This window comes from Pseudoalteromonas sp. MMG022 (genome assembly GCF_021654245.1).
Lineage (GTDB): Bacteria > Pseudomonadota > Gammaproteobacteria > Enterobacterales > Alteromonadaceae > Pseudoalteromonas > Pseudoalteromonas amylolytica.
Window position 1 is genome coordinate 56,616 of sequence record NZ_JAKFZQ010000001.1, and the last position, 20,003, is coordinate 76,618.

16 protein-coding genes are annotated in these 20,003 nt (G+C 42.8%); 9 read left to right on the top strand and 7 right to left on the bottom strand.

Going from position 1 to position 20,003, the window contains the following annotated elements; genetic code table 11:
* Positions 1-45: 45 nt before the first annotated feature.
* The 8 genes from L1070_RS00135 (at position 46) to L1070_RS00175 (ending at position 8,716) form a co-directional block, all read left to right on the top strand.
* Positions 46-1,413 (top strand): serine hydrolase domain-containing protein, encoded by a 1,368-nt coding sequence (locus tag L1070_RS00135; protein WP_070985513.1) that lies wholly within the window; start codon positions 46-48, stop codon positions 1,411-1,413.
* Between the two features lie 208 nt (positions 1,414-1,621).
* On the top strand, positions 1,622-2,173 hold the full coding sequence (locus L1070_RS00140; protein WP_070985512.1) for a DUF697 domain-containing protein: 552 nt from the start codon (positions 1,622-1,624) through the stop codon (positions 2,171-2,173).
* A 71-nt stretch (positions 2,174-2,244) separates the two neighbouring features.
* Entirely contained in the window at positions 2,245-2,418 is a 174-nt protein-coding gene (locus L1070_RS00145; protein WP_170829132.1) for a hypothetical protein, read from the top strand.
* 131 nt (positions 2,419-2,549) lie between these two features.
* Positions 2,550-4,208 carry a cyclic peptide export ABC transporter gene (locus L1070_RS00150; RefSeq protein ID WP_237123991.1) on the top strand — a complete coding sequence of 553 codons (1,659 nt, stop codon included), beginning with the start codon at positions 2,550-2,552 and terminating at the stop codon, positions 4,206-4,208.
* Complete coding sequence (locus L1070_RS00155) at positions 4,205-5,377, top strand: prohibitin family protein (protein WP_237123992.1); 1,173 nt, start codon at positions 4,205-4,207, stop codon at positions 5,375-5,377. Before L1070_RS00150 ends, L1070_RS00155 begins: the two co-directional genes overlap by 4 nt.
* A 315-nt stretch (positions 5,378-5,692) precedes the next feature.
* The gene (locus L1070_RS20290; protein ID WP_275423219.1) at positions 5,693-7,537 is read left to right on the top strand and encodes a glycoside hydrolase family 16 protein; all 1,845 of its coding nucleotides are present in this window, start codon (positions 5,693-5,695) and stop codon (positions 7,535-7,537) included.
* A gap of 186 nt (positions 7,538-7,723) precedes the next feature.
* Positions 7,724-8,401 carry a hypothetical protein gene (locus tag L1070_RS00170; protein WP_237123993.1) on the top strand — a complete coding sequence of 226 codons (678 nt, stop codon included), beginning with the start codon at positions 7,724-7,726 and terminating at the stop codon, positions 8,399-8,401.
* 63 nt (positions 8,402-8,464) lie between these two features.
* Positions 8,465-8,716 carry a hypothetical protein gene (locus L1070_RS00175; RefSeq protein WP_070985508.1) on the top strand — a complete coding sequence of 84 codons (252 nt, stop codon included), beginning with the start codon at positions 8,465-8,467 and terminating at the stop codon, positions 8,714-8,716.
* Positions 8,717-8,822: 106 nt separating this feature from the next.
* Here the strand turns inward: L1070_RS00175 and L1070_RS00180 are convergent, their stop codons facing one another.
* Both L1070_RS00180 and L1070_RS00185 read right to left on the bottom strand, forming a co-directional pair.
* Positions 8,823-9,449, bottom strand: a complete 627-nt coding sequence (locus tag L1070_RS00180; RefSeq protein WP_237123994.1) for a cohesin domain-containing protein — start codon at positions 9,447-9,449, stop codon at positions 8,823-8,825.
* Positions 9,450-9,516: 67 nt separating this feature from the next.
* Positions 9,517-11,577: a dockerin type I domain-containing protein gene (locus L1070_RS00185; RefSeq protein ID WP_237123995.1), complete on the bottom strand. Its 2,061-nt coding sequence runs from the start codon at positions 11,575-11,577 to the stop codon at positions 9,517-9,519.
* 320 nt (positions 11,578-11,897) lie between these two features.
* Here L1070_RS00185 and ggt point away from each other — a divergent pair, with 320 nt between their 5' ends.
* Complete coding sequence (gene ggt / locus L1070_RS00190) at positions 11,898-13,640, top strand: gamma-glutamyltransferase (RefSeq protein WP_237123996.1); 1,743 nt, start codon at positions 11,898-11,900, stop codon at positions 13,638-13,640.
* A gap of 188 nt (positions 13,641-13,828) precedes the next feature.
* Here ggt and L1070_RS00195 read toward each other — a convergent pair whose 3' ends face one another.
* The 5 genes from L1070_RS00195 to L1070_RS00215 form a co-directional block, all read right to left on the bottom strand.
* Positions 13,829-14,533 (bottom strand): transporter substrate-binding domain-containing protein, encoded by a 705-nt coding sequence (locus L1070_RS00195; RefSeq protein WP_237123997.1) that lies wholly within the window; start codon positions 14,531-14,533, stop codon positions 13,829-13,831.
* A 126-nt stretch (positions 14,534-14,659) separates the two neighbouring features.
* Complete coding sequence (locus L1070_RS00200) at positions 14,660-15,211, bottom strand: DUF4136 domain-containing protein (protein WP_237123998.1); 552 nt, start codon at positions 15,209-15,211, stop codon at positions 14,660-14,662.
* A gap of 64 nt (positions 15,212-15,275) precedes the next feature.
* Positions 15,276-18,068 (bottom strand): ATPase, encoded by a 2,793-nt coding sequence (locus tag L1070_RS00205; protein ID WP_237123999.1) that lies wholly within the window; start codon positions 18,066-18,068, stop codon positions 15,276-15,278.
* On the bottom strand, positions 18,065-18,616 hold the full coding sequence (locus L1070_RS00210; RefSeq protein ID WP_237124000.1) for a hypothetical protein: 552 nt from the start codon (positions 18,614-18,616) through the stop codon (positions 18,065-18,067). The genes L1070_RS00205 and L1070_RS00210 overlap by 4 nt, the downstream gene beginning before the upstream one ends.
* Positions 18,603-19,877 (bottom strand): hypothetical protein, encoded by a 1,275-nt coding sequence (locus L1070_RS00215; RefSeq protein ID WP_237124001.1) that lies wholly within the window; start codon positions 19,875-19,877, stop codon positions 18,603-18,605. The genes L1070_RS00210 and L1070_RS00215 overlap by 14 nt, the downstream gene beginning before the upstream one ends.
* Between the last annotated feature and the right edge of the window lie 126 nt (positions 19,878-20,003).

Genomic DNA, 20,003 nt, shown 5'->3' on the forward strand with positions numbered 1-20,003 from the left:
TATGTAGTTAGCAAATAACAAATACTCATTGAAGGAAACATAAAAATGAAACGGCTAATGCATTCAAGATTTAAAATTATGGTGCTGTGTTTTATCAGTTTGATACTCGCCTCCTGTTTACAGAAAAAGAGTGTTGCGAAAAACACCACCATTACAGCCAGTCAGATAGAAATGATTGAAACCACGGTAAATGATTACTGTAACAAGATGGTATTTTTTGGAACCATCTACGTGACAGCTGCTGATAAAGTTGTATATGAAGCTAACTGTGGACCTCAAAACATGCAGTATGAGGTTGACAACACAGTTGAATCTAAATACCGGATCGGCTCGAACACCAAGGCGTTTGCTGCAGCGATTCTCATGCGCATGTTAGAGGGCAAAGACTTGCGCACTGAAACAATAGGTGATTATTTGCCTTGGTATCCAAAAAACCAATGTGCTGATGTGTCACTACATCACTTGCTTACAATGTCATCGGGCATCGACAATTACAGTGATAACGAGGAGGTGTACGACAACTACGGGTGGCGTCCTTTCCTCTACGACAGTAAAACCAACTTAAATGGCCCTGAAGGCTTCAGTAACCGCTTTTGTACATGTACACAGCAAGGTGATGCGCCTTCTTTTACACCAGGCTCTCAGTATCAATACAGCAACTGTAATTACTACTTGATAGGTAACATTATTGAGCAGCTAGCAGCGGGCCAACAGGGGGATATTAATCGCGAGTTCTGGTTTGAAAATATTTTAAGAGAACAAATCTTAGACCCGCTTAATATGACCGAAAGCGGCACATTCAGTGCTATTGGCATCTACAAAAATATGACAACAGGTTATATCTACAAGGATAACCAATATTTGCCGTTGGCAAATGGTCGTCCACCTGCAATAGGTGGGCCCGCACCATATGAAGATATTTTAGTCAACCCATACAGTAACCCGCTGGTGTTGTACTCGGCAGGTGATATGTATTCAACAGTTGAGGATATGCATAAGTGGGATCAGGCGTTGTATGGCACGCAGGTTTTGGACGATGTGCAAAAGCTGGCGGCATTTGCACCTTACTCAAACACTGGTAGCACAGAATCTTGCGAATATTACGGCTATGGCTGGTTTGTAACATTTATCGACCCGAATCAATACGGAAAGGTGGCTGACTGTCCACAGAACCCCAATGACACAAACTTAAGGCAGTATGAAAAATTCTTACAGTATTCAGGCAGCTATCCATATTCATGGGTCACGAGCTTTAACCGACTGCTAGAGCGAGATCAGTCAGTCATGGTGTTTAGCAATTACGTTAAAACGGGTACTGAATCTGACTGTATTTCAAGTGAGATCAGAAACATCATTTTCTATAGCGATAGCCATAGAAGTACGGCTTGTCAGGGCGTGTTGGACGGGGCCTAAGTTTTTAATTGGGCGAAAGGGAAATAGAGCAGTTGTATTTCGTTTTCAATAAATGTGCTGAAAAGTTTTAGTACATACAAAGGATTACTGTTCACGTCTTACAGAGGTGAACAGTGAAAAAGGGCAAGCTAAAGACTAAGCTTAAACGGCTTTGACGTAGTTTGGTAAGTTTAACAACTGTTTAATTCTAAATCATAGAGGACTTAATATGACAGCGACAAAAACAGCAAAGGAAGAAAAGGCAAACGAAGTGAAGACCGAGCAGGATGCCAATCATGTCGAGGTTGAAAATCGTGAAGCCGTTGCACAGCTAATTGTCGATAAGTATACCAAGTGGTCGTTTGGCAGTGGATTGATCCCAATTCCAGCTGTCGACTTGGTTGCTTTGACAGGCATTCAAATGAAGATGATCGGCGAAATCGCCAAGGTGTACGGTCAATCGTATAGTGAGAACAAACTACGCGGTACGATCACTGCGGTTATTGGTGGTTCATTCCCACAAACCCTTGGCGGTGCAGGTCTGAGCAGCTTTTTGAAAGCTGTGCCTGTACTTGGCACTTTGAGCGCTTTGGCATTTATGCCAGTTGTTTCAGCTGCTTCTTCACATGCGGTCGGCACGACTTTTATCAGACACTTTGAACATGGCGGAACTTTGTTAGACCTTAATCTTACAAGTATTAAGGGCGACATTTCTGAAATGGCAGCGAAGTATCGTAAAGATAAAGGTAATGAAGACGCTCAAGTGAATGCTGCTAGTTAGTAGTAACTTGATAAACCAGCAGATTTCTGCTGGTTTATTTCTCACACACTTGTTAACTTAAGGAATTGAAGATGCTGGTAATACTGTATTTAGGGTTGTGTATTTTATCTGGTTACTGGGGGCGAAATACGTTTGCAGGACCTGTTGGATTCTTTCTGATCTCTTTGGTATTTACGCCTTTAGCAGGTTTGCTAATTTTGTTTTTAGCGAAAAGAAGAGAACCTGTAGAAGAGGAGGAAGAATAGCTAAGCGCAGTGTACGAGTTTGTAGTTATGCAACGCCCAAGCGTAGTACCTACATTAAATTACATGGAATTTAGGCATAGTCTCAGGCACATAACAATCTGCTGAGTACAAAAACAAGAAAAGATAATGAGATGGTATTATACGATTTAATTAGTCGAAATATAAAAATAAAGAGAAGGACCTTCGTTGCTTTAGGCTGTATCTCGGGCCTTGCGAACGCCTTGGTACTCGCTTTAATCAATAATGTAGCTGAGAACATTTCTGATATAAATCGCGAAAATCACATACTTTACTATCTGGCTTTATTCAGTTTGACGATCGCAATTTATGGTTTAACCCAGCAGCGACTCATGACCAAAGCTGCAAGAACAGTAGAACGTGCCATTGCAGGCTTACGTGTCGAGTTGTTTGAGTGTGTGCGTTATACCGAACTATCAACGCTGGAAAAAATCGGTAAAGAACGTATTTTCAATACACTGAGTAAAGAGTTACAGACTATTTCTCAGTCTGCTCAATTATTTGTGATCATTGGTCAATCTATCACGCTGGTATTTTTTACGTCCCTGTATATTGCTTATCACTCGTTTGTGGCTTTTTTGGTCATTTCTGTGTTGATTATGCTTGGTGCCAGCATTCACCGTTTGCGTGCGAATGAAATCCAAAAAAACATGCAGCTTTCATTCGAAAGCGAGAACATGCTGATCCAAAGGTTATCTGATTTGTTAGATGGCTTTAAAGAGGTGAAGCTAAGTGTTCCTCGGGCAGATGATCTAGAGCAAGAGTTTATTGCAGATTCAACGCGTGCCAGAAAAGCCAAAACGACCACCCAAACATTGTTTGCTACGGACTTTGTGCTGTCACAAATCACTTTCTTTGCTGCAACGGGGGCCATGGTGTTTTTAGTGCCAATGTTATCTAACGTTTATACCGAAGTTGTGATCAAAGTGACGACCGCGTCATTGTTTTTAATCGGTCCAATTACCAGTATTGTAGGGGGGATTCCGATTTATACCACAGCTACGGAAGCCGCCAATAACGTATTAGCGCTAGAAAATGAGTTAAAACAAGCTACCCAGCGTGGCAAAAGTAAAGAGGCACGTGCTACAGACATTCGTACCTTTGAGGAAATACGCCTCGAAGGTGCCTACTATCAGCATAATCGTCCAGCAGGAGACAGGCCATTTTTTGTTGGCCCTGTTGATTTGTCTATCAAGCCTGGACAAATCACCTTTATCACAGGCGGCAACGGTAGCGGTAAAACCACGTTCATTCGTATGTTAACTGGGTTGTATGAGCTACAAGGCGGTCAAATCATGCTCAATGGTCACGGTGTGTCCAGTGCTGAATTGGACAGTTATCGAAGCCTGTTTACAGCGGTATTTTCTGACTTTCATTTGTTTAAGCAATTGTATGGCATTCGAGTGAGTTCCCAGCAAGAGATTGATGATTGGTTAGTCTTTTTAGAAATGAATAATAAGGTTAGTGTAGAAAACTCGGAGTTTAGTACCACCGACTTATCCACGGGTCAACGCAAGCGTTTAGCGCTGTTGAGCACTATTTTGGAAAACCGACCGGTGTACATTTTTGACGAATGGGCCGCCGATCAGGACCCAATTTTTAGACGTAAATTCTATGAACAGGTATTACCTAAGCTTAAAGCACGAGGTAATACGGTCATAGCCATAACCCACGATGACGCATACTTCCATTTGGCAGATGTACATTTAAAAATGGTAGAAGGACAACTAATGGAACACCATACCGTTGAAAATGAGGGGGCGCCCTCATGAACATAATTATTCCACCGGATATAGGCTTATTGGTACTGGGCGGAGTTTGCCTAGTAATCGTTATTTCAAACCTGTTCATGCGGGTATTAAAGCGGTACTCCCCCAAGTTACGCAAGCGCATTTTATCTTGGCGTTTTAGAGCAGGTGTCACCTTATTGATCATGCTGTTTTTGATTATTGCGTTGGTGCCTGTTGTATTTATCAAGGTCGACTCGGGTGAAGTAGGGGTGCTATGGAAACGACTTGGCGGTGGTACATACTTGGACAAAACCTTCACTGAGGGTACCGTGCTGGTGATGCCGTGGGATAAGCTGACCATATACTCCAGCCGCTTTCAAACAGCAGACAGGCAAATACATGCAATCACTAATCAAGGTTTGAAGATCACTTTAGATGTGACGGTACGGTATCGACCGGTGGTTGATCACATGCCTTATCTTCATCAACTTGTCGGCCAAGATTATGTCAACGAGATGGTGGTCCCTGAGATAAGCTCAGCAGTACGTGTCATTGTATCGAACTACACTGCGGAAGAAGTGTATGGTGAACAACGAATGGATGTACAAGGCCAGTTACTTGGTAAGGTACTCGAAGAGTTAAAGCTACAGGAACAAACCATACTCAAAGATGCCGCTAGCAACATGAAAGGCCATGCCTTGGTTAACTTAGATGATGTATTGATCCGCAGAGTCAATGTACCTGATAAAGTACATAATGCGATTATCTCCAAAGTTAATCAGCATTATTTGCAGCAAGAATATGACATGCGCTTAGAAGTGGCTCAAAAGGAGGCTAAACGTAAAGAGACTGAAGCGCAGGGTATTGCTGCATTTCAAAAAACAGTGGCAGGCGGCATTTCAGAAACATATTTGAGATGGCGTGGTATTGAGGCGACCATTGAACTTGCCAAGTCTAATAACAGTAAAGTAGTGGTAATTGGCGGCGGCAAAGACGGTTTGCCACTTATCTTGAATACCGAAAATAGCTTGGGCCCTACAGCTGTGCCAACAAGCGCACATGCTACAAGTCAAGCACATCCTAAAGAGGCGGACCCCGCCAAAACAAATGACAGCAGTGGACATGCCAAGACGAACTCGAAAGACAGTTTATATCGCAGTCCAACCGCCAGCGCGCATATTCCACTTGAAGAGGTGGGTGAACCGCGTTAATACGTTAATGCCACCGAGCATCATACCTCGGTGGCATCTTGCTAGGCTCACAAAGTATTTCTATATTTTTTCCTTTTAAAATCAGTGTTTTTTATATTAATTTAAAATTACAATGAATCTTTTACTTGCTTGTGTAAGCGCTTACATGTTACGTTTTTGTAAGTTGCCTGGCTTGTTTGTTTACAACTTTCCGTATCCGGTATGTGGTCTTAGAGAAGTGGTAAAGCTGGGCTTATGAATATAACAACAATCTGTGCTGGCAGTATGGTGAGGTTTGCTTAAGCACAAAATTACAACATGTTAAGGAACCAAAGAATGAGTAAGTATATTTCACGGAACACCCATCTAGTTGCTGTCTCTGCAGTTGCGCTCACGCTGAGTGCCGTTGCGCCTGCGTCGGCATCGGTAGGGAAGCTACTATGGGAAGATAACTTTGATTCATTTAATAACGAAATATGGAATGTTGATATTGGGGATGGTTGCGATCAAGGAATATGTGGCTGGGGTAATCAGGAGTTACAATGGTATCACTCCGATAATGTGTCAATTACTGACATTAGCGGTGAACCTGGTAATCGAGGCTTATTGATTGAAGCACGTAAAGAGAACATTGGCTCTAAGGCGTTTTCGTCGGGCAAGATCCACAGTAAAAGTAAGTTATCAGTTCAATATGGTATGGTTGAAACGCGTATGAAAGTATCAAGCGTTGATACGGGTCTGTGGCCAGCAATTTGGATGTTGGGGACCAGCACTGCATCGTGGCCTGCAAAGGGTGAGATAGATATTATGGAAATGGGGCAGTCAGAGCAGGCAAGAATTGATGCCGGCTTCCCAAATGCCGATATCGACAGCTACACAGGTTCTAACCTGATTTTCTACAGTGATGCTGCCTGTAACAGCGCTAACCCCACGTGTGCTGCAAGCGTAGCGTGGCAAACCGACAACGCACACTTGTCGACGATGCCGCTCACTGACCGCTTTGTTACTTATCGCTTGTATTGGACCGATACTACTATCCGTTTTACGGTTGAAGATCAGGGGATTGAATACGCGATGTTTGATCAGCCCTTTACCATCAGCGAAGAATCAGACGAATTTCAAGCCCCGTTCTACTTGCTCATGAACCTCGCGGTAGGGGGTAACTTTACCGATGCAAAAATGAACCATCAAGTCACAGCGCCACTGCCAGGTAAAATGGTGGTCGACTATGTACGAGTGTACGAGTACAACGGTATGGGTGAGGTTAAAGTGGGTAATAGCAGTGATCCTGAGCAGGGGACATTTGGCGTATTTACCGACTTAACGCAAACAGACAATAAGCTGACAGCAGGTGTTGACTCGGATATTTATGTTTGGAATCAAAATTCAATTTCTCAAGGCAACATTGCTCCATTTGAAGGTGAGCAGGTAATAGCGTGGGACTATAGACCCAATCAATGGTTTGGCGGTGGTATTCAAGCACGTCAGCCAAGTAACATGAGTGCCTTTGCCGAGGGTGAACTGCGTTTTAGAATTAAGATCCCGGCAAATGTCGCTTTCAAAGTCGGTATTAGCGATACCTATACCAATGAAAACTGGCTAACTTTTCCCGCTAATGAAACGAAGTACGGATTGGTTAGAAACGGTGAGTGGGCACAAGCTGTGATCCCGGTGAGTGAGCTGGCTGGGCCTTTAATCGCGCTCCAGTCACTAAAAAGTCACTTTAGTATCCTATCTGTTGATGGACAAATTCCCAAATCGCCGTTTTCTATGGCCATTGACGACATCATTTGGACTGGAGGTGGAGCGAGTACAACGCCAGATAGTGACAATGATGGCGTAAGCGATGAGCTAGATCAGTGTCCAAATACAGCGCCCGGTACTCAAGTAGATGCTAATGGCTGCGCTGTTGTGAGCGCCGAATATGGTATTACACAACTGAACACCCAAAGCGTTCAGTTTTATGTTAATACCAGTGACTGGGCCGATGTGCATTATCAAATTAATGGTGGTGTACAACAAAACGTACGCATGACTCAAAATTCCGGTCGTAACGAGCTGGTTATTGATGGTTTAAAGGTGGGTGATGAAGTGAGTTATTGGTTCACCTACTTAAAATCGGGCGGTGCGGTCGATACAGCGCAGCAAAGTTTTATGATTTCCCCAGCAACTTGGATGTAGTCCTTTTGTAGGCATCCTCAGGGCAGCTATCAGCGCTGCCTTTTTAACTGCTAATCACACCCTAAAATTTCAGCATCAATGTGGTTATACTTTTGTGCCTATTTACTAGTCAGGTATGTTCAGTCTATGATTAAAACTGGCACACCCCATTTATTGGCCAATAAGTAGGAGCGCTTTGATTTAGATATGAAATATGGTTTGTTATTTATACTACTTTTTGCCTGCCACTATTCGTTCTCAGAAGAAGCCTCAGTAGGGCAAACATTCGTGATAAGTTACGTAGAACATGAAGGCATTATTAAATACTATGTGCCATTGTTGGCAAGTGCCTACAAAAAGATTGGCATTGAGCCCAAATTCGAATTAATCAATGATAAAAGAGCGTTGAAATTGCTCGACCAAGGAGCAATCGACGCGGACACCGCTAAATCTTTAGAGTTTGTCGACCATTATCAAAATATCATTGTTGTCCCCACCCCAATCAGTCAAATTGACGTCGTGTTACTATGTCAAAGCAAGCTACCTTGTGACTTATCTGTGTTAAAAGACGCTAACCGCTCATTAGGGATCATTGCAGCGGATGAGTTTTATGCCCAATTGTTAGAAGGAAGTGAGATTAGCATTTTGGAATTGACCAGCTTTGAAACACTTTTGAAAATATTTGATCAAAATAAGATTGATTATGCCATCGTTGTTTTTGATGATTACACCAAAAACACGATGCTGAAATACAATAACCGATTCTTAATTCAGCAGAAAATTGGCTATCATTTGCTTAGCAAGAAGCATCAGGGGTTAGTTGAAAAGTTAGACAAAGCAATCATACAGACCCGCGCAGAAGGTGGTTTTTTAACGGTGCAGTAATGTAGTTAGAAAATACTATGAAAACTGCTACAATGTGGCGCTTTATTGTCAGGGTAATGGTTTATGGAATGTCGTTTACATTGCGGTGCTTGTTGTATCGCGCCAAGTATTAGTTCAAGTTTTCCAAATCACCCCGATGGTAAACCCGCAGGTGAGCGTTGTAAAAACCTCACCGACGATAATCTTTGTAAATTATTTGGCAAACCAGAAAGACCCAAGGTCTGCCATGACTTTAAAGCAACCGAGTGGGTGTGTGGTAACAACTCACAAGAAGCGCTTAGCATACTTAATGAACTAGAAAGTCTTACCAACTAGAGATGTAGCCACACATCGAATTGCCACCATAATGTTAACTCACTAGTTTACCATTACGTAAGAATCCAAGCCGTTATGAAAGTTGTTACGTTTACGTAAAAGTAAATTATTTGTTTCTACCACGACGGATAAACCAGATAAATATGAACGCAATAACCAACAAGCTGAACAATAAAATAGTGGTGGTAAAGGAGATGCCTTGCTGAGGCTGTGCTGGCACTCGGTATTCAGGTTTAAAGTCAAATAATAGAGCAGGTCCGAGTGAAAACTCCTTAAGTTGACCTGTTTTTGTACCAAATTGCGCAGAAACAATAGTAAAATGCGCTAGACCAGATTGGTTGGTTGACTTTAATTTCACTCGGGCAATACGGCCACTGCCTTCGACCTCATTAGCCGGCGCTACTAGGCTTACAACATAAGCGGCGGTGCCTGTTCCTGCATCAGCCGAGTTATGGAGGATAAATATGTTGTCGTTGTCAAAAAAGTTGCCATGTTCGATTTGAACGCCTTCTTTGCGTGGGTTTTGATCAATAAGCTCAAACTTGTGGGCGTCGAACTCAAGCTTTAAATCTACGCCATATAATGCTGGTAGATTATCAACCTGTATATCGATATAAAACTCGCTACCTAGCTTGACTTGCTCACTCGGTGTCACTAGATATACTTTGCCCTTTTCAGTCGCCCACGCATTCATGGCTGTTATCATTGATAGAATAAATACGATGCTTTTCATTAGATTCTCGTTATAGAAATAGAGGGCTTTTGCGCTGATGCACAGCAGCCCAAATCCAAGTTTGAAGTTATAACCCTTGAGGGCCAGACTTACCGTAGTTGCTACCCAAAATGGTTAAGTCCTGAATATTTATTTGCTCGTCACGGTTATAATCAGCTGTTGAGACATAATTAGGGCCGTCGGCTTTTGTGCTACGGTACGCAGCTAACAGCAAGGTTAGATCTGAAATATTTATCTGTTCGTCGTTATTCGCATCTCCGCCAACCAGAGTTATTGCACCTAACTCTGTTGATAAGTCACTTTCAGCCAGTAGTAGCGTTTTTTCAGCAGGTAAAAAGCCATTAACCTCAATGCGAATAATTGCTTCGCCCGGTTTAGTGTGTGCCTCAAAACTGCCATCGGCGTTTATGTGTACAAGTACGCCGTTAATATAAACACGCACACCATCATAATTGCCGTCAGTAACTAAGTGCGCGACATTTCCAGTCACTCGCAACGCTTCTTTAACCGTTATTGCATGTGTGGATGTTTTATCTAGCAATAGGGTACCTTGCTGATCAACTAACTGTGTTCTTAATGTTAGGTTGGCAGTACCTGCTTGGTCGGTGCTTAGTACAACGGTAGCAAAAGTGCCTTGACCTGTTTTAGGACTGTCAGGTGCCTTCAAGCTCCGTGCACCAAGCCACTGCCCATTGGTAAACTGGCTTGGTGGGCCAATGCTGTCATTTTCATCAATAAAGTCAGCATAGCTAGCATCGGTGATTTTTAGTGTATTAGTGTTATCCAAGGTTAGGACTGCATCGACGCCATAGAGATTTTCACCACTAACATCTATGTTCATGGCAATGCTGTCTCCTTGATACAGTTGATTGGGTAAGTTACTAAAGTCGGAGTTTAGGTCAACTGGTAGCGCATCGCCGATAAACTTTCGGATACGATAAGCGGTGTCTCTATTGCCTGAACTATTGAATACTCGCCAGCTTGTTACGAAGCCATTGTTGCGGGTTTTTACTACGGATGGAGCGTGAAATACACCAGAGGTACTTTGATTCATTCTGAACTCTTCACCATCTCGAGAACCATCTAAATGAAACTTTTGAGCAAAAACACCATCACCGGACCAAGCGATCACAAACCCACTATCTGAGGTGCTGACAACATTTGGATAGATTTGCATTCCATCAACATCTATGTTGACGCGAAACTTATCAATGTTTGTCGTGCCATCACTGTTATACACCTTGGCGTATATATCAGAGTTTTCATTCCAAGTGACAACGTAATTACCATTAGCCAATGTCGCGTTATCATATAAGACTCTATCATCAGGGGTAGTTATCGAATCTAGTGGTCCTTCTTTTGACCCATCCGCGGATAAACGCTGGGTATTAACTATGTAGCCGCCGTTGCCTGCACGCCACGAGACAATAAAGCTGTCATTAGCAAACTTACGTATAATAGGATCGGTTCCCTGATAATTTCCAGCATCTACATCTACCTGAAAAACATTGCCATCAGGTGAACCATCGGCGTTAAAATATCGTGCATATATGTGCTGAGTATCATTACTGGTTGGTTGACCTGCCCAAGCTACCATAAATCTTCCGTCGCTAAATGTTTCAACATAAGGATCATTGGCGCTGTGTTCAGAAGGCTGGCTCACTAAAAACTTGCTGCCAATACTGCTACCAGTCGCGCTAAAACGCTGTGCATAAACCCGCTCTAGACCTGATTCCTTAGAACTCCATGTGAATATGAGTGTACCATCAGCTTGTTCGACAACAGAGTACAAAGGATTAGCGGTCGATACTCTGGTCCATTGATCAATTGTTAGGACAATTGAGGTACCAGTAGCACTGCCATCTTGCTGAACCCGTTTTGCATAGATACGCAGTTCTCCGCCACCTGAATCTCCTAGGTATTCCATCCATGAAACCAATATATGTCCGTTGTTTAACGCAGTGGAAATAGGCATTGATGAAGTGTAAACCGAAAAAGTTCTATATACCGTAGCCTCATCGCCATCTGGGGTTGGGGTTGCTGCGTGTGTCATCAATGACAAAGTAACTGCTGACGTAGCTAGGATAGGGGTTAATACTGAGCACAAAATGCGTGGTAAAGTGATCATAAATAAAACATTCCTTATATTTTTTATGATTTAATTATATTGATACAAAAAGAACCGAGAATATAAGCTGTTAGCCTTGAGCATAGGGTTCATTTTGTGAATGAAAATATACCATAGAACGCCCTGTTGTTTCCATAATAAATACAAATGGCTGGGATTAACCTGTGTTGCTTCACTAACGTAGTGGCACTGTTTTTTAATAAATATTTTGAATTAAGCTGCCTTTTCGCTGTTTAAGAGGCTTAAACGCAAGTACATTGTTTAGGCAATTTTTTCGTGCCACACTGCTTGGCAGAATAAAAAACAAATAGGAAGTCGTTATGCATCAGTTAAAGGCATTACTTTGGTGTTGCGCAGTATTGCTATGCGTGGGTGAAGCGATTGGTAGTAGGGCGTTTGCCGATGAGTCACCGATTTACAGCTCAATGGCAACAGCTCAGCCAGTTTGGGCTGAGCATGGTATGGTGTCAAGCCAAGAGGCACTGGCCAGTCAGGTCGGTGTTGAAATACTCAAACGAGGTGGTAATGCCGTAGATGCAGCGGTAGCCGTGGGTTTCAGTCTGGCTGTAACGTTACCAAGGGCAGGTAATCTCGGCGGTGGTGGTTTTATGTTGGTGTATTTAGCAAAAGAAAACAAAAGCATAGCGATTGACTACCGAGAAATGGCGCCAAGCTCAGCACATAAAGATATTTTTATCGACGAAGCGGGTAAAGTTAACCCCAAACTTAGCCTTGCTCACGGTCTTGCAGTAGGCGTTCCCGGAACAGTGATGGGTATGGAGTTAGCACTCAAAAAATATGGCACCATGAAGCTCAGTCAGGTTATTCAACCAGCGATACAGCAAGCCAAAAAAGGTATCAAGGTCACGTCCAGTCTAGCCAATTCTCTTTCTCATCCATTTATAAAAGAACGTATGTTAGAGGTTCCCGCTTCAAAGGCGGTATTTTACAAGCAAGATGGTGCTAACTATCAACCAAATGAGTGGCTGGTGCAAGGTGACTTAGCGCGCTCATTGGAGCTGATTGCCAAACATGGCAGCAAAGGCTTCTACGAGGGTGAAACCGCAGAGAAAATTGTTGCAGCGGTCACAGCTGCTGGCGGTATTATGACCTTAGAAGATATGCAAAATTATAAAGCTGTGGAGCGGCAACCTGTGTCGGGTACTTATCGCGGCTATGAGGTTATTTCTATGCCGCCCCCATCATCAGGTGGGGTGCATATCATTGAGATGCTCAATATGCTTGAACTATATCCAGTGGGAGAACTTGGCCATAACAGTGCGGCCAATATCCATCTACTGGCTGAGGTTATGAAACGTGCCTATGCGGATAGAAGTGAATACTTGGGCGACCCAGATTTTGTTGACGTACCCCTCAAAGCACTGACAGATAAAAACTACGCCAAGCATCTGAGCAAACAAATTCATGCGGACAAAGCAACGCCCAGCGCACAGATCAAGCCCGGCAAACTACTTCCCTATGAGAGTGACCAAACCACTCACTATTCGGTAGTTGATAAATGGGGGAATGCGGTCAGCAACACCTATACGCTCAATTTCAGTTATGGTTCTGGCATCGTTGCCGCTGGTACGGGGATTTTGTTGAACAACGAAATGGATGATTTTTCTGCAATGCCAGGTGTGCCCAATGGCTTTGGTTTGGTAGGGGGGGATGCCAATGCTGTGCAAGGCAACAAGCGCCCACTAAGCTCAATGACCCCGACCATCGTAATGAAAAATGGCAAGCCTTTTATTGTCACAGGCAGCCCTGGTGGCTCTCGCATTATCACCACGACCTTACAAGTTATTAGCAATGTTATTGACCATGGGTTAAATATTGCAGAAGCGACGGCTGCACCGCGCATTCACCATCAATGGCTACCTGATGAAATTCGCATAGAAAAAAGCTTAAATGTTGATACGCGTAGGTTGTTGGAGGCTAAAGGCCATCAACTGTCAGAAAAAAGCGCCATGGGGTCAACACAAACTATCATGGTAACCGACAAGGGGTTGTTTGGGGCATCCGACCCGCGCCGAGCTGATAGCGCTGCTTTAGGATATTAAACCGTTTGGTCAGAGGGATTCGTTCTGACCTAGACTTCAATTACTTACTTTGGGGTTGGGTCGGTTAAATACGTACCTATAATGACTGCGGTGTATAGACAAAAAATGTAAGCATGTTGAATAGAACCCTTAAACTAACAACACAGCGTCTAAATATTTCCGTTTTAGAACCGCAAAGTTATGAGGTGTTAGTCGCTTTTCATCTGAGCATGTGCCAGAAGTAGCGCCTGCTTGAGTTTATTTACAGTGCTGATTGGTGTGCTTAAGCTTGCAACCACATAAAGCTCTTGGTTGCGTACTACTTCATTGTGGCGAAAATAACTGATCTTGGCTGCGGTGTGTCGATGATTTGGAATGTGAGAAGCATAGATGGTTTTTACACGCCCTTTGTCCAACATTTGCCACGCACTGTCCATATCGGTGACGAGCACTAGATTAATGCCAACAACAAATCCCATGGACTGCAATATTGTTTCTTCGTAGCTGCCTCTAATGGCAACTGTGCTATAGGTAAGTGCGTCTTTTACCGAGTTGATTTCAACATCTGTATCACGATCGGAATAAAAACTATATTCAAGGGTTGTGAACTTGTAGAGCCAATTGAACAAAGGCGCTCGCTGCTGGGTTTTAGCCATTGAAAAAAGCACCACATTGGATTGTGTAAGTGTGAGTTCATAGGCTCGCGCCCATGGAACTACATCAATTGAGCTATCAAATTTCGCAATGTCTAACGCATTTTTAACTAACTCATAGGCAATGCCTGAGTGGGCCTGTCCATCGGTAACGATGGTGTAAGGAGGGAAATGCTCAGTAAACACACTCAGTTGCGAATTAGCGCAATAAGAAGGTGAAGAGAAACAGCACACTAAAGCAACACCGAGATACCTAAACATAACAAACTCATAGCAGTAAACATCATCAAGTGTAGTCTGATGTATTCAAGTAAGCTAATGTAAATGTGTGGCGCGAGAAAATGTAGAATAAACCAGACAAGCTGCCTGGTTTATTCTGTTGTGGTATTAGTACTGAGGTTTTGGTGGAAAGTTTTCTAATATTTCAGTAACCGTTTTATTAATTGAAGCATCTCGCTGTTCAGGCGTTTGTTTGGTGCGTAATCGACCTTCTTTAGCACCGCGCCAAACGAGCTGTTTTGAAGCGTTATCGATTACGTCAATAACCAATGTACCAACATCATACTCTCTGGTTGTGGTATGCGTTTGTACACCCCAGCCCCAGTAATTCCAGCGCACGCCATAGCTGGTGCTCAGTGTGTCTGCTTCTATTTTGCTCTCAACAGACGCATGGTAATTAACTAACATATCAGCCTTATCAGCGGCAACTAAGGTAATGCCTTGGGTTGATAAGTTTTGTGTGATGGCGTTGCGCACACGCTTTTCCATCAAGTCATTGATTTGATAGTCATTAGTTGAGGCTTTTAAATTAGCATCTGGTGCCCATGCAAAGGTTTTATAGTTGGCAAATTCGACCGATTTATCATAGTCCCAATCAGGTAAACTGGTACAGGCACTCAGTAGCAACAATGCCGATGTCATAAATAACTTTTTAAACATAATGATATCTCCTTGGGCCAGCCTATATTTTTGTAACTGGCCTAAACAATCTTGCCTTGTAAGATCAGACTGCCTGAGTTGTGCTATGTTCCACTTCAATCCAGTCTTTTTCATCAACCCAGTTTTGACTGCCATTTTTAACGCTACGAATAGGAACGATATAATCGCAACTAATCTGCGGTTTAACCGACGCAAAAATTGGTACAAAGCCAAAGCTTAACGCGGTTTCAATAATCGCTTTTTGGTTTTGTGGATCAATGTCGGCTGCTTCATCGATATATATGGGTATACGATAAAGCGCCTGCTCTTGATCTGACAGCAAGTAACGTATAAACAACATACCACATAACAACTTGATTGTAATACGTGTTCCGTTAGAACCCGCGGAGTCAATCTTGTCAAAATGCTCTGTTTCGCCAGCGCGATTAACCACCTCAAAGCGAATATCAAATAAATCCGTTAACGTTAGACCAGCTTTGTCACTGGCGAGCTTAATCAAATGATCCTTAGCCTCATTAAGCGCTTTTTCATCACTTGGTTGCGAAGACAAGAGATCAAAATTATCGCCTTGCTCGTAATTATCTGAAGTGCTGATGATGGTATCTATACTGTCTACAAGCATTTTACGAGGAATAATATTAATCTTGAATGACTGTAAATTTGAGATACGATGCTGGCTTATGCCACGGTTGAAGCTGTTCATTTCGCGGCGCAATCTGTCCAAATCTTCACGCAGACCTTTGATGGTTGCTGCAACCTCAGTTAAAGCCACTCGTGCTTGACGGTCTACAGCATCACGTTCATTGTCCAGGTTATGATACGCACTGATTAGTTTGGCATATTTACTGTTTTCGTCTGTTTCATTGTCAAACTTGGTAATGCCAGCGTTATAAATGTGCAAATAGGTATTACGCACGTTTACCGCAAGGTTTCTTAGCTCATTGCATTCTTTGTTGAATTGGTGAACCACCTCAGCCAAATTATCAAAATCTAACTGCACATCGACAGGATAGGGCGCTTGTTTGCCGCTGAAGATATCCAATGTGTGATCAATACGTTCTGACTTAACCTGTCGTAAACGATCGCTTTGACGTGATAGTAAGTCTTGCTTACTTTTAATGATTGAACGTCTATCTGAAATTGACCCTGCATTACGCTGAACGTCTTGTAAATACTCATCTACTTGCTCTCGCTCCGCCGTCAGCTGTTCACGCAATAGCTCTTGTGCTTCAACCGATTGCAACATGGTTTGATATTGTTCAAAGCGTTTCAAAGCGCTTTCTAATCCCATCAACTCGTCATACAAGGCATCACGCTCTTGTTGCTTTTGCGCGACGTTTGCAGCCACTTCTCGCTGTTGTTTAAACTCAACAAGCGACTGTTGTAGAGCATCTAACTGTGCTTTGAGTTGCTCTTTATTTTCACCACTTTGCATCTGTACTGGACTGAGCTTTTTGAGCTTGATAGTCGCGCCTGGCACATTTAACTCACCACCTTTAACGTTTGCAGAGAGTTTCTCTAAAAACTCACTAAACGCCTCGTCATCGGTAATGGTGATATCCCCTTGATTTGTTGTGGCAAAAGACAGCAAATCAGGATTGAGAATACGAGAGATCTCTTCTACTTCTTTCAAAGACAGATCTTCACGCATTCGCGTAAACAGATTGAACTCGAGGTTTTTGAGTTGTAGTTTCAAGCTCTTGATCTGTTTTTGCGTTTCATTGATGCGATAGTCTAGGGTGTGAAGGCTTTGGCCTTGCGCACTGTTGATTGAAAACGACAACTGCTCATATTCTTTTTTCAACAGTTGTAAATTGGTTTTCAATGTAGCGTGATTAGTCAGCTCAAACTCTGACTTGAGGGCATGGTAATCAAGAAACCATTGCTCTATTTGCGTTTGACGGCGTTCAATGTCTCTAGATTGTTGCAAGTAAAGCTGTTGTTTTTGCTCAAAGTCATGCTTTTCTTGCTCTATATCTTCTAATTGAGCATTAAGTTCAGCCATATGTTCTTGTTGATATTGATCATACTCAACCAAGGCCACGTCAATCTTTGGCGCATACGCTGCAAGTTTACCTTTGATTGTGGCTTCGCTTTCAAGCATGGTTTCAAGTGCTGAAATAGGCTCTTGCATGGACTCAAGCGCGGCTAACTCTCTACGTGATCGATTTACTTTATCGAATGCACGTCGCCACACTTCATAAAAGTCTACCCGAGAATTTGACATATGACGTTCAAAAACTCTCAACATAAAGCGTTTTACATCGCTTGCGCCTAGCTTGTGCAGGTTTAAAATGCGGCGGAATATCTCTTTATAAATTGCTGCATCCTGAACATTGTTAAGTGGGATCATCTTAAGGTTCACGTCGCCGTCAAATGGAGTCGCACCACCTGTTAACAGCGCATTGAGCTCTTGGGCTTTAAGTTCGATTGGCTTCTTGCCTTGTGATTCAAGATGCTTGAAAAGCTTTGTATACTTTATGATGCTTTTGCCTTCGGTAAAGTCATCTAATGACAATTTGCCTGAGTAACAAAAGAACTGGTGCGCAAATCCCGCTATTTTACCAAGGCCGGCTACGCCTATCACCACATCACCATGGGGCAGGTTGGCTTCTAATAAAATATAGGATTGATCGGTTGAGAAGTAGAACTTTCTGGTTTCTTCTAAATCGTGGCCATCCCATTCGGTTAAACGTAAATCATTGATAAGCGGAAACTGCAAGGCATTGATAACGGAGCTTTTACCCGTGTTGTTTGGCGCGCAAATCGAGGCGCTTTTATCAAGCGGAATAACGCATTTTGCATAGCCTGCTGTGTTCAATAACGCTAATTTACTTAGCCCGTATAATTTACTCATACTTCATCCTCAAGGGCATCAAAACCATCTTCGTTCACTTCCATCAACGCGTCGATATAGCGATAAATGGGTGCCAAATGCATGAAACCTTGTTCAACCTCTTTGGCAAGGCCTAACCTGACCATTCTCAAATACACATCTTTACGCAAGTCTGAACCAGAGAAAATCTCTAATTGATCAAATAAATGTTTATTCAATTGCACCAGAGTTTGCATCAATTCAAGATCTGCCACTTCGTCAAATAGCGCGCGTAATGGGTCTTTGCCCTGATTCGCGTAATGTTCGATAAGAATAAACACCGTCAGCGCGATAGCGCGCGATATCTTCCCCATATTAGGTGTGCTTTCATCACTTGCGAGATAGTAAAAACCGCGCCCATCGTGCTGTAAATCATGTCCTAAGGCGCTAAAAAGTGCTTGATAGGCATCAATATTTTGATCAAGCTGTTGCCACAGCGTGGTGTCTTGTTCACTGATGTGATAACCGCCCACTAGCTTTTTATTGATAGCGTGCAGTTCTGTCAGTTCTGATAAATTAATCTGTGTCATGGTGTGTTTCTTGTACTGTACTGGCGTTGAACGGGTAAAGTGCAAAGGTGTGTTCATTAATAGTCACCTTGGCGCGTTCATTATCTTGTTGTAATTCAAAATCTTGGTCACTGACTAGCTTTTGATACAAAAACAGCATTTCGTCAGCGTCGAGGCTTGGGTATTGGGATGTTAAAAAGCCCAGCAAAGCTTGGCGTTTATTGCCATTGTCTGCAAATGTACGGGCGAATGCGGTGCGTACATCTTGATAATCTGGAATGTTCGGACTGTGATAGGCTGGCACATCTGTTTGGTCTGGTAACTGGTAATCGTCGTGCTCAAATTGGGCCAAGCTTGCCATATAAGCAACCATATGACGCTTTTGTCCAAGTGAAAAGCGTTGTATATCAGAGACAAATTCAGGTTGAACTGATGTCAGCATTCGATCAACGCCATTTTTGCGGATAAGCCCCAATACTTTAGCTGCTTGCCTTGTTATTAACGTGTTACGACGCAATTCTTCACGCAACGGCATCAACATATCAGCACTTTTACGCAAGCTTTCACGGCCGATTAGGTGCATATCTAAAATGCGTGTGCGTAACTGTTCTAACATGCGCTTGTCGTGAGCGCCTCGTCCAAACAGCTCAATGCTGTCTATTTGGTGACTAATCTGCGATTCGATAACAGCGAAGCAGGCATGAAACTGTCCGCGAATGTCGACCATTTCTAGCATGGGTTCGATGTACTCATCAAACGCTTCAATCACAGCACGATAACGTTTTTGCAAAGACAGGTTGCTGTTATCTGACTTTGCTTGTTCAACAATATTAAAAATAGCGCTTTCATTATGTTGAAATAATTTCACGATCTTACGAACTCGTTCATCCATAATGCGGCTAAAACGGCGTAATTCGCTAAAATCACCTTCGTCTCCGGCTTGCTGTAAGCGTGTTCCTAGGCGCTCTAAATCCTTAACTAAAACGGTAATTTCTTCGGCTAAACCTAAGTCTTCTTCTTGTAACAAAAAGCTGGCAAAATCAGCCACAGCTCGGTTGATCTCCAGTTGTGAAGACTTCGCCAATGGAATTATTATTTCTTGATTTAACAAGCGGTTAGTTTCTTTAAATATTCGCTCGCTGGTCCACTGAGGGTTTTTATGCTTTATGATGTTTTGAACATCTTTCAGGCTGAAATCGGTCATTTTAAACCGTTTAAAAAGCAGCTCTAACACACCCCAGTGTTCATTGAGGGTATTCAATACTTTTTTTGCTGGGATCATAACTTTCCAGTTTGTATCAATTTTGTGACATGCAGGGTAAATTAATTACTTCTAGCCGTAGCGCATAAATGTAGCAAATGCTATTCTTCGCGCCGACTTACACGTTACCTTCAAATTTATTTACTT

Bases quoted from the DNA above. Each gene is read 5' to 3' on its own strand.
- L1070_RS00195 (WP_237123997.1), bottom strand. From the start codon at position 14,533: ATGTTTAGGTATCTCGGTGTTGCTTTAGTGTGCTGTTTCTCTTCACCT.
- L1070_RS00205 (WP_237123999.1), bottom strand. From the start codon at position 18,068: ATGAGTAAATTATACGGGCTAAGTAAATTAGCGTTATTGAACACAGCA.
- L1070_RS00155 (WP_237123992.1), top strand. From the start codon at position 4,205: ATGAACATAATTATTCCACCGGATATAGGCTTATTGGTACTGGGCGGA.
- L1070_RS00200 (WP_237123998.1), bottom strand. From the start codon at position 15,211: ATGTTTAAAAAGTTATTTATGACATCGGCATTGTTGCTACTGAGTGCC.
- L1070_RS00180 (WP_237123994.1), bottom strand. From the start codon at position 9,449: ATGAAAAGCATCGTATTTATTCTATCAATGATAACAGCCATGAATGCG.
- L1070_RS00210 (WP_237124000.1), bottom strand. From the start codon at position 18,616: ATGACACAGATTAATTTATCAGAACTGACAGAACTGCACGCTATCAAT.
- L1070_RS00175 (WP_070985508.1), top strand. From the start codon at position 8,465: ATGGAATGTCGTTTACATTGCGGTGCTTGTTGTATCGCGCCAAGTATT.
- L1070_RS00140 (WP_070985512.1), top strand. From the start codon at position 1,622: ATGACAGCGACAAAAACAGCAAAGGAAGAAAAGGCAAACGAAGTGAAG.
- L1070_RS00215 (WP_237124001.1), bottom strand. From the start codon at position 19,877: ATGATCCCAGCAAAAAAAGTATTGAATACCCTCAATGAACACTGGGGT.
- L1070_RS00170 (WP_237123993.1), top strand. From the start codon at position 7,724: ATGAAATATGGTTTGTTATTTATACTACTTTTTGCCTGCCACTATTCG.
- ggt (WP_237123996.1), top strand. From the start codon at position 11,898: ATGCATCAGTTAAAGGCATTACTTTGGTGTTGCGCAGTATTGCTATGC.
- L1070_RS00145 (WP_170829132.1), top strand. From the start codon at position 2,245: ATGCTGGTAATACTGTATTTAGGGTTGTGTATTTTATCTGGTTACTGG.
- L1070_RS00150 (WP_237123991.1), top strand. From the start codon at position 2,550: ATGGTATTATACGATTTAATTAGTCGAAATATAAAAATAAAGAGAAGG.
- L1070_RS00185 (WP_237123995.1), bottom strand. From the start codon at position 11,577: ATGATCACTTTACCACGCATTTTGTGCTCAGTATTAACCCCTATCCTA.
- L1070_RS00135 (WP_070985513.1), top strand. From the start codon at position 46: ATGAAACGGCTAATGCATTCAAGATTTAAAATTATGGTGCTGTGTTTT.
- L1070_RS20290 (WP_275423219.1), top strand. From the start codon at position 5,693: ATGAGTAAGTATATTTCACGGAACACCCATCTAGTTGCTGTCTCTGCA.